The sequence below is a fragment of the Zymomonas sp. genome, assembly GCF_020216885.1.
Lineage (GTDB): Bacteria > Pseudomonadota > Alphaproteobacteria > Sphingomonadales > Sphingomonadaceae > Zymomonas.
On sequence record NZ_JAIWON010000036.1, the window covers coordinates 1 to 10,137 of the forward strand.

Below are 10,137 nucleotides of genomic sequence, written 5' to 3' on the forward strand. Positions count from 1 at the left end.
TTTTCTGAATATCGTGGCCGCTTCCGATCAGGAATGAAGCAGTTACAAAATGGTGTTGTCTATCCTATGGCTTATCATAGTCATGCGGCAACGGAGACCTGTCCTGGACATTCGGTTTTGTTAACAGGCGACCATCCAGCTAGAACGGGGATTATTGCCAATAACTGGTATGATTTTTCGGTCAAAAGGGTTGATAAAAAGGTCTATTGTAGTGAAGACCCGTCTCTTTCATCTGATCCCCAGAATTACCAACCATCGGTTCATTATTTAAAAGTGCCGACTTTGGGCGATAGAATGAAACAAACGAATCCCCATAGCCGTGTAATTTCAGTAGCGGGCAAAGATCGTGCTGCCATTATGATGGGTGGCCATATGACGGATCAAATATGGTTTTGGTCTGATAATGCGTATAAAACGCTGGCTGATCATAAAGGGGAGATGCCTGCCACTGTAAAAACGGTGAATGAACAGGTTACCCGTTTGATGCAGCAAGACGAGACACCTGTCATGCCTTCTGTTTGCGCAGATCATGCGTCAGCTCTGAAGATTGGGAATAATAGAATTATTGGTTTGGCACCGGCATCCAGAAAAGCCGGTGATTTCAAGACTTTTCGAGTAACCCCCGATTATGATCGGACAACCACCGATATTGCCATCGGGTTGATTGATGAATTGAAATTAGGGCATGGAAATGCCCCCGATCTTTTAACGGTGAGTTTGTCTGCAACGGATGCGGTCGGCCATGCTTATGGCACAGAAGGGGCGGAAATGTGCAGCCAAATGGCTGGCTTGGATGATAATATTGCTCGTATTATTGCCGCCTTAGATAGTAACGGTGTCCCTTACGTTTTGGTTTTAACAGCTGACCATGGAGGCCAAGATGTGCCTGAACGCGCAAAATTACGAGGTGTGGAGACGGCTCAACGTGTTGACCCCGCGTTATCGCCAGATCAGCTTTCTTGGAGGTTAGCGGAACGCTTTCTATTGAGCCATAATCAGCCATTATTTTTTGCCAATGAGCCACAAGGCGATTGGTATATTAACCGTAATTTACCCGAGCAAACGAAAACGCAGCTTATTCAGGCTGCAAAATTGGAATTATCCAATCATCCACAGGTTGCTGCGGTTTTTACAGCGTCAGAATTAACCCATATCCCGTATCCAACCCGTTCGCCTGAATTATGGAATTTAGCTGAAAGAGCGAAGGCCTCTTTTGATCCGTTACGTTCGGGCGACTTGATTGTCCTTTTAAAACCGCGCGTGACGCCTATTGCCAAGCCAGTTTCATATGTAGCGACCCATGGATCCGCATGGGATTATGATCGGCGCGTCCCTATTATTTTTTACACGCCGCATGCATCCGGTTTTGAACAACCTATGCCGGTTGAAACCGTCGATATTATGCCAAGTTTAGCAGCTCTCTTGCAGATTCCTTTGCAAAAAGGAGAGGTCGATGGCCGCTGCCTTGATCTTGACCCGACAGAAGCTACTACCTGTCCCGTTAAATAGTTTCTAAATAGGGGGGTGATCAATACCGCCAAAAGCCAATTTACCTTTGATATAGGTAGCAGCAATAGCGCGATCATCCCCCATAATTTCGAGAGCGAAAAGTTTTTCTTCTAAAGAAGCCTTTTTTGTTCTGCGAGCAAGCAAAGGCGTGGCTGCTGGATTTATGAGGATAAAATCAGCTTCTTGCCCGATTTCTAGTGAGCCAACATAGCGATCAATACCCAGAAGCCGCGCCCCGCCCAAAGTTGCGAGGTAAAAGGCATAAAAGGGATCAAGATTATAATTCTGTAACCGACATATTTTATAGGCTTCAGCCATCGTTGCTAGTAATGAGAAGCTGGTTCCAGCGCCCACATCACTTCCCAAACCTATTTTGATCTTATGCTGGCGGGCTTTTTCTAAATTGAATAATCCTGAACCTAAAAATAGATTGGATGTCGGACAAAACGCAATTCCAGCACCCGCTTTAGCTAAGCGATGGAACGCGGAATCTGATAGATATAGGCAATGGGCAAAGACACTTCTTTCAGTTAGCAGTCCAAAACTTTCATAGACTTCCAGATAATCGCTAGCCTTGGGAAAGCGTTCTTTCACAGCGGCACATTCATCTTTTGTCTCTGCAAGATGTGTTTGCATAAGAATATCGGGATATTCACCCAGTATTTTTCCTGCATCGGACAATTGTTCCGAAGAAGATGTCAGAGCGAAACGGGGCGTTACGGCATATCCCAATCGGCCATGACCTTGCCAGTTTTGGATTAACCGCTCACTATCGCCGAGACTTTTTGGTGTTTTATCGGCAAGCGCCTCGGGCGCTAAATCCATCAAGACATTACCAGTGATAATGCGCATATTCGCCTTGAAAGCCGCATTATAAAGCGCTTCGACTGATTGGGGATAGGATGTCGCAAAAACAAGCGCAGAAGTTGTCCCGTTCCGCAGACATTCCTTTAAAAAAAAGTTGGCTGTTTTTGTCGCATAGGTTTTATCCGAAAATTTCTGCTCGGTTGGAAAAACTTTTTTTTCAAGCCAGCCAAGTAAGGTTTCACCTCCGGCGGCGATACAGTCGAGCTGTGTGTAATGGATATGGCTATCAATAAAGCCGGGCATGATTAAATAGTCGGAACAGTTAGTAATTGCCAGATCAGGAAATTGCGTCTTGATAATTTCAACCTTATCCCGTGCAATGACACGACCATTTTCAACGACGATTATGCCATCTTTTTGATAGGAAACAGCCTTGTCCCCATAAAAGGACGGGTCATCTGTAAAAGAAAGTATTTGGCCTCGAAAACCCTGACGCATATCTATTTCCTTCTTACTCGCTTTTGCGAAGGGCTAGGGCAGAATCTTTTATATCGGTCGATAAAAGATTTTCTAATAATTGCCAGAATCCGGTTACGGCATCGGCTCCGCTAGTCGCATAAGCCTTGGCCATTTTATCTCGAATTAAGCTGAATAACTGACTTTCCAAGGCTTTCCCTGAATCACTTAATTTAAGCAATCTGCATCGGCGATCCCGTTCGCCTTGTCTTATTTTGATAAGTGCCTTTTCTTCCAAATCATGAATAACACGCCCTAGGGATTGTTTGGTGATATTTAACAGTCGAAGTAACTCTCCGACTGAAATATCAGGTTTTCTGGCAATAAAATAAAGCGAACGATAATGCGCTTGTCCCAATCCGTTTTTTGTCAGCAGGCTATCAATGGACTGATAAATAGTAGAGTAGCCAAAATAAAGAAGTTCTATACCCCGTCTTATTTCAGCTTCCCTTAGAAAAAGAAGGGAATCGGCTGGCGAAGAAAACGACTCTTTCATCAGTCCACACCTTTGAAAAATAAATAAAATATGGGGAAAGAAGGATATAGAATTGATTGAGAAAACAAAGCCCTGTTTTTTGACCTAACAATTGTGAATTTTTTATAATGGCATTCATAAATGAGTGATATAATGGCGGAACCATTCGACAAAACGGCCTACTCCAATATCTAGCGGAATCTTAGGGAAAAAGCCTAAATCCCGCTTTGATGTCTCAATATCGGCAAAGGTAGTGGAAACATCGCCTGCCTGCATGGGATGCAATTCTTTGATAGCATGACAGCCGCAAGCGTCTTCTAGTAATTCAACAAGATATTTCAGGTTTTCAGGGTGATGATTGCCGATATTATAGATATTATGAGGATTAAGGCTGCCGCCTGATTTTATTGCGTTATTATCTTGCGGTGGGTTATCCAATGCCGCAATCAAACCTGATACCGCATCATCTATATAGGTGAAATCGCGCTGCATTTCGCCATTATTAAAAAGCATAATGGGTTGTTTTTTAAGGATTTTTTTTGTAAAAATCCACATGGCCATATCTGGACGACCCCAAATGCCATATACTGTAAAAAAGCGGAGACCTGTCAGGGGAATACGGTAAAGATAGGCGTAGCTTTCGCTTAACATCTCGCCCGCTCTTTTGGTTGCGGCATAAAGAGAAGCTGGATAATCCGGCTGACTGTCGACTTTAAAGGGCAGGGTAGAACGATTGCCATAGACAGAAGAAGAAGAGGCATAGACCATATGCCGGACTTTTCTATGTCTTGCTAATTCAAGCAGGTTGAGATGGCCGGTTAAGTTGGAATCGCCATATATCTGGGGGTTAATGAGCGAATATCGAACGCCTGCCTGAGCGCCCAGATGGATAATCCGATCAAAATCGTATTTTTCGAGAGTGTTATTAAGAAGAACTCCATCCGAAAAATCGATAGGAAGAAAATGTAGCTTACCGTTTTTGAGCTTTTTTAATTCTGCCAAACGCTTTTTCTTTAACCCAGGATCATAATAATCATTTAGATTATCTATTCCGATTATTTCTTCCCCTCTTCCTAAAAGGAATTTTGCAGCAAAACTACCAATAAAGCCAGCTATGCCTGTTATCAAAATGGCCATAATCGAGATCCTTTCAGAGGAATTGCCCGAATTGAGGTCGAGAAAAGAAAAATTTTTAGAAATCAGGACTTTTCAAGCCCGTTTCAGTCGTTATAAAGAAGACCATTCTCGACCGAGAAACCTATTGGGGCGTAGCCAAGCGGTAAGGCAACGGGTTTTGATCCCGTCATGCGCAGGTTCGAATCCTGCCGCCCCAACCATTTTTAACAGGCATCATTTGAAAAAGTGGCTAGATTAGCATCCTGTAATGCCCATCTTTTGAAAGAATCAAAAACGGCATAGCCTTCGATAGCGAATAAACGGCCTTTAAGGCTGTCCTTATCAGGGAATATTCGACTACTTATGCTGTAGAGTCCTTGAGTCTGATCATCGCCAACAAAAATTTCTATAGAGGATCGGTCAAGGAATATATGCAGCCTGACTTTGGAGGTATTCGGAAGCGGACAGCTTCTAATCCCCTTCACATTTTGTCCCGAGCGATTCCGGTCAAGAATGATACGATTTTGGCTTCTGTCTATGTAGAGAAGCGTTTCTTGACCTTTATCATTGCAGCGCAAAGCCAGACCCGCTTGATAAGCATTGCTTTTTTCCAAGTCAAAGATCAGCTCTATTTCTTGCAGGGGAGAATCCATGGTAAATGGATGCTCGGCATCCGAAAGCGTTACAACAGATTCAATTTTTTCTGATTGCCGTAAAACCTCCATTTCCTTAACAGGCGTCATCACAATTTTATCATCAATCAAATCAAGTTTGCGGGGCAATGTCATACAGCCAGCCCATCCATCTCGCTGACTGGGTTTTTGATTTTCCCACATATCAAACCATGCAATTAATATTTGACGACCATCTTTGGTTTCAAAACGTTGTGCGGCATAGAAATCATGACCATAGTCTAGTTCATGGAAAGCTGTTTCCGGCGTAAATTGGGGTGCTTGCCATTTTCCAAGGATATAGCCGTTTTGAAATAGATTCCGATTTTTGTAGCCACTTGCTTTCAAGCCTTGCGGAGAAAACATCAAAACAGAACGATTACCTAATGAGAAGAAATCAGGGCATTCCCACATAAAAGCCCGTTTCCCCGGTGGAAATTGAGAATTATCGCCCAGTAGCGTTTTGACAAAAACCCAGTCTTTTAGATTCCCGCTTTTGTATAGAGCGACATGTCCAATCCCTTGATGCTTTTCATCATCTGTCCGATAGCCCACCACCATAAACCAGTGGTTATTCTCCTTCCAAACACGAGGGTCTCTGAAATGCGTGACCTGTGGCATGGGTGGATTTTCAAGAACGATGCCCTCTTTTTGAAAATGGATGCCGTCTGTGCTTGTTGCCATACATTGCACTTCGCGAATGGCATCGGGGCTATCATTAGATAAAACGATATGTCCGGTATAGATCAGCGTCAAAACACCATTATCATCAACAGCGCATCCCGAAAAACAACCATCGCGATCAAACGAATCCCCCGGGGCAAGAGCAACAGGGAGTGTTTCCCAATGAACTAAATCACGACTTTTCGCATGCCCCCAATGCATCGGCCCCCAGACAGGTGCAAAAGGATAATATTGATAAAAAAGATGATATTCCCCCTTGAAAAAAATCAGGCCGTTGGGGTCATTCATCCAGCCAGTTAAAGGCGTCACATGAAATCCTGGATACCATTTAGAAGATAAAAGCTGTTTCCCAGCTTTTTTCTGCGCATCCTCGGCTTTGATGAGATTTTTGTAAGAGGGGGATTCCATTATCGCTGCCTTTTATTCGGATAGAAGAATTATAAAGAGTAACGACCAAAGACAAAAATTTTTCCTTTTGGAAGAGATGAAGCTGTCTTTTTTCCATATTTTTTGGTTGCAAGGCTTTTCAAAAGAAATTTACTTGCTATAAAGCGGCTCTTCAAAAATTGACTGCACTCTTATGCAGCCTATTGGGGCGTAGCCAAGCGGTAAGGCAACGGGTTTTGATCCCGTCATGCGCAGGTTCGAATCCTGCCGCCCCAACCATTTTTAGACTTGATAGACAAAAGGCTACAAAAGTAGTCACCTTTGCAGCCTTGTGCCAAAATTTATTTTTCAATAAAAATTATAAATCGTTTTCATCGACATTGATAAGAATTTCGATGCTAAAAGATCGGCTTTCTTTCGGTTTAATCGAGACAATACCCGGTTTTTCAAAAATATTGCTTTTGAAACCTGCCGGATCGGAATGTCCCTGCCACGGCTCGATACAAAGATAATCGGCACCCGGTTTCATCCATAATGCCAAGGACGGCATCAGAGGAAATCGGACAATAGCGCCCTTATATCCGGGTGCACCCATCCAAACGGCACGGCTAGCGACTTTGTCAAAAATCAAGGCATCATCGTTAAATAGGTCATCATTTAAGATAACCGTCCGATCATGCACCGGATTTTCTCTTGGGCTAACAAAAAGACCATCACTATCTACACCGGAGATAGCACCGATCTCGGCTTTTTCAAAAAGGACGATGTGATTCTTTCTATCTGCTCCCGTTGGAAGCGGCCATCTTAAGGCTGGATGGAAACCAAAGCTGGCCGGCATAGGAGAATCGCCATTATTGGTCACTTTTGCTTCGATAGTTAAACTATTTTCTTTCAATCGATAGTCGATATCAAGCGTAAAAGGGAACGGATACACAGCCAGCGTTTCCGAATCATCTTTTAATCGGAAACAGGCATGATCGGCCTCAATAACAATCGGCTCAAAAGCTTTCCGGCGAGCAAAACCATGACGCGGAAGTTCATAGCTTTTATCGCCCAAGCGATAATGATTTTGAACCAAAGTGCCGACAATCGGGAAGAGGAAAGGGGCATGGCCGCTCCATATTTCAGGATTTCCGTCCCATAGCCATTGCTGGCCATCGGCATCTTCGATGCGTTGCATTTCGGCACCCGATGTCGAGATATCGAGTGTCAATGAATTATTTTTTATAGTGATAATCTTGCTCATGGGCGGTTTTTATCGCATTTTTTTTCAGAGAACGCCATTTTTTATCGCAATATCGACCTCAAATGCAGGAATATTCGAATAGAAAGCAATGACGGGCTTGCTCTTGGGGAAACTATTGTTATAGACCTCGCCAAAAGATTTTATTTGCGGGCGTGGCGGAAATGGTAGACGCGCTGGATTTAGGTTCCAGTATCGCAAGATGTGGGGGTTCAAGTCCCTTCGCCCGCACCATCCCATTCACTGTTCAGAGGTTTTCCTTCTGAAGAGCGTTTGCTCCGAATCTTCGGGGCAGATATTATTTGGCTTTAAGCAGAATTCAGAAATAAAGGTTCGTTACGAGATGGAAACTGTCGAAACGTTAAATGAAGGCCTGAAGCGGAACTACACGCTGACTATTACGGCAGATGAGATCCGTAAAAGAATCGATCAGGAAGTCGCCGATACGGCACCTCGCGTTAATATGCCCGGTTTTCGTCCCGGGAAAGTGCCAGCAAAACTGGTTAACAAAATGTATGGTGCTTCTTTGGCACAAGATGCCTTGAACAAAGCCCTTCAGGAAGGCGTTCAGAAATTACTGAGTGACAAAGGTGAAAAGCCGGCCATGCAGCCTGAAGTCGAACTGACTGAAGGTTATGAGCTGGGTAAAGATGCCGAGCTAAAGGTTAAATTTGAAATTTTGCCAGAAGTGCCTGAAATTTCTTTCGATGATCTGAAGCTGGAACGTTTGACGGTCGAAGCTGATAATGCTGTGATCGATGAGAAAATCAAAGAATTCGCAGAACATCAGAAAAGCTTTGATGATTCGGAAAAAGATCACAAAGCTGAAAATGGTGACCTCGTCGTTGTCGATTTCGTTGGTAAAGTTGATGGCGAAGCCTTTGAGGGTGGCACCGGCTCGGATATGAGCGTCGAACTGGGCGCTGGTCAGTTTATTCCGGGTTTTGAAGAGCAGTTGGTCGGTGCAAAACAGGGCGAAAGCCGCGTTTTAAAAGTAACCTTCCCTGAAGATTATTCGGTTCCCTATCTGAAAGGCAAAGACGCCGAATTCGACGTCACTGTCAGCGATGTTCGGGTTCCACGCAAAGCTGAAGTCAATGATGACTTCGCGAAATCCCTTGGCCTTGAAAGCCTCGATCAGCTCCGTGATCTGATGAAAGGTCAGATTGAACAGGAATTAAATGGTCTGACGCGCACGCATATGAAGCGTAAGCTGTTGGATCAGTTGGCTGATAGCTATAGCTTTGAAGTCCCGAGCCAGATGGTAGAAGCTGAATTCAACCAGATTTGGCGTCAGCTGGAACATGCTGCCAGCCATGAAGAAGATTCTGAAGCTGCTTTGGCTGAAATGGAAAAAGAACGCGATGAATATCGCGCGATTGCAGAACGTCGTGTTCGTCTTGGACTGGCTCTTTCTGATATCGGTGCCAAAAACAATGTTGAAGTAAGCCAGAACGAAATGAATATGCTCATTTCTCAGGCTGCACAGCGTTATAACCCAGCCGATCGTCAGCGTTTTGTTGAATATCTGCGTCAGGATCCGATGATGGCTGCACAACTTCGTGCGCCGCTTTATGAAGATAAAGTTGTCGATATCCTGTTTGAAAAAGCCAACATCACGGATCGTGCTGTTACGCGGGAAGAATTAGAAGCCGCTATTGAAGCTGAAGAAGACAGCATCGGTAAGCATGATCACGACCATGATCATAAAGAAAAGGCTTCTGACAAACCCAAGGCTAAAAAAGCAGCGGCTCCTAAAAAGAAAGCCGCTCCTAAAAAGAAAGCGGCACCTAAAGCCGAAAAGAAATCTTCTGACGAGTAAGGAAGGTTTCAGACAAGGTGCTGCCTGAAACAAAACCGGCTACTTTGAAAGTAGCCGTGTTGTTACCCTGTCATAACGAAGAAGCTGCCATCGGTAAAACGGTGGCAGCTTTTCGTCATGTTCTGCCTGATGCAGATATCTATGTTTATGATAATAACAGCACGGATAACACGATTGCGATTGCGCGACAGCATCACGCCATTACGCGTTCGGAAAGGTTGCAAGGGAAGGGACATGTTGTTCGACGGATGTTCGCTGATATTGATGCTGATATTTATATCCTTGCTGACGGTGATGCGACTTACGATGCCTCTGCTGCTCCCAAAATGGTGAAAATGCTTTGTGAGCAGGGACTGGATATGGTGGTCGGAATTCGACAATCTATTTCTGACCAAGCCTATCGTCTGGGACATCAATTCGGTAATCGTGTTCTCAATGGTATTTTAGCTTGGCTGTTTGGCCGTAATTTTACAGATATCCTTTCCGGCTATCGGGCTTTTTCAAAACGCTTTGTGAAAAGCTTTCCTGTTTTAAGCACTGGCTTTGAAATTGAGACAGAAATAAGCGTTCACGCTTTGGCTTTACAAATGCCGGTTGCCGAGATTGAAACGCGTTACAGTGCCCGCCCAGAGGGGTCTTTTTCAAAATTATCAACTTATCGGGATGGCTGGCGTATTCTCTTGACGATTATGTCGCTTTTCAGACTAGAACGCCCGATGCTGTTTTTTAGTGTTATTGGTATTTTTCTGGCGATTATAGGTATCGGATTGGCTGTGCCTTTGATGATTACCTATTGTCACACGGGATTAGTTCCAAGATTGCCGACAGCTTTACTTTCAACCGGCCTCGTCATTCTTTCCAGTCTTTCATTTGCCTGTGGTATCATACTGGATACAGTGACTGGAGT

At 44.1% G+C, this 10,137-nt stretch carries 8 protein-coding genes and 3 tRNA genes; 6 read left to right on the plus strand and 5 right to left on the minus strand.

Annotated elements, in window-relative coordinates; genetic code table 11:
• Window positions 1–1,509 (plus strand): alkaline phosphatase family protein (locus tag LDL18_RS01800; protein ID WP_296506538.1); only part of this gene is annotated, 1,509 nt, incomplete at its 5' end.
• A gap of 3 nt (window positions 1,510–1,512) precedes the next feature.
• On the opposite strand, the gene guaD is transcribed toward LDL18_RS01800, so the two are convergent.
• The 3 genes from guaD to LDL18_RS01815 all read right to left on the minus strand — a co-directional run bounded on the left by guaD (window position 1,513) and on the right by LDL18_RS01815 (window position 4,444).
• Window positions 1,513–2,814, minus strand: a complete 1,302-nt coding sequence (guaD, locus tag LDL18_RS01805) for a guanine deaminase (RefSeq protein ID WP_296506541.1) — start codon at window positions 2,812–2,814, stop codon at window positions 1,513–1,515.
• Between the two features lie 13 nt (window positions 2,815–2,827).
• Window positions 2,828–3,328, minus strand: a complete 501-nt coding sequence (locus LDL18_RS01810; RefSeq protein WP_296506543.1) for a MarR family transcriptional regulator — start codon at window positions 3,326–3,328, stop codon at window positions 2,828–2,830.
• A gap of 114 nt (window positions 3,329–3,442) precedes the next feature.
• Entirely contained in the window at window positions 3,443–4,444 is a 1,002-nt protein-coding gene (locus tag LDL18_RS01815; protein WP_296506545.1) for an NAD-dependent epimerase/dehydratase family protein, read from the minus strand.
• Window positions 4,445–4,569: 125 nt separating this feature from the next.
• On the opposite strand from LDL18_RS01815, the gene LDL18_RS01820 reads away from it, so the two are divergent.
• A tRNA-Gln gene (locus LDL18_RS01820) sits at window positions 4,570–4,644 on the plus strand.
• Window positions 4,645–4,647: 3 nt separating this feature from the next.
• On the opposite strand, the gene LDL18_RS01825 is transcribed toward LDL18_RS01820, so the two are convergent.
• On the minus strand, window positions 4,648–6,186 hold the full coding sequence (locus LDL18_RS01825) for a sucrose-6-phosphate hydrolase (RefSeq protein ID WP_296506547.1): 1,539 nt from the start codon (window positions 6,184–6,186) through the stop codon (window positions 4,648–4,650).
• A 183-nt stretch (window positions 6,187–6,369) separates the two neighbouring features.
• On the opposite strand from LDL18_RS01825, the gene LDL18_RS01830 reads away from it, so the two are divergent.
• A tRNA-Gln gene (locus tag LDL18_RS01830) sits at window positions 6,370–6,444 on the plus strand.
• 79 nt (window positions 6,445–6,523) lie between these two features.
• On the opposite strand, the gene LDL18_RS01835 is transcribed toward LDL18_RS01830, so the two are convergent.
• Window positions 6,524–7,411 carry an aldose 1-epimerase family protein gene (locus tag LDL18_RS01835; protein WP_296506549.1) on the minus strand — a complete coding sequence of 296 codons (888 nt, stop codon included), beginning with the start codon at window positions 7,409–7,411 and terminating at the stop codon, window positions 6,524–6,526.
• 146 nt (window positions 7,412–7,557) lie between these two features.
• Here LDL18_RS01835 and LDL18_RS01840 point away from each other — a divergent pair.
• The 3 genes from LDL18_RS01840 to LDL18_RS01850 form a co-directional block, all read left to right on the plus strand.
• Window positions 7,558–7,642 (plus strand) — tRNA-Leu (locus LDL18_RS01840).
• Window positions 7,643–7,751: 109 nt separating this feature from the next.
• A complete protein-coding gene (gene tig / locus LDL18_RS01845; protein WP_296506551.1) occupies window positions 7,752–9,230 on the plus strand; it encodes a trigger factor in 1,479 nt (492 codons plus the stop codon).
• Between the two features lie 17 nt (window positions 9,231–9,247).
• On the plus strand, window positions 9,248–10,137 hold an 890-nt coding region (locus tag LDL18_RS01850), incomplete at its 3' end, for a glycosyltransferase (protein ID WP_296506553.1).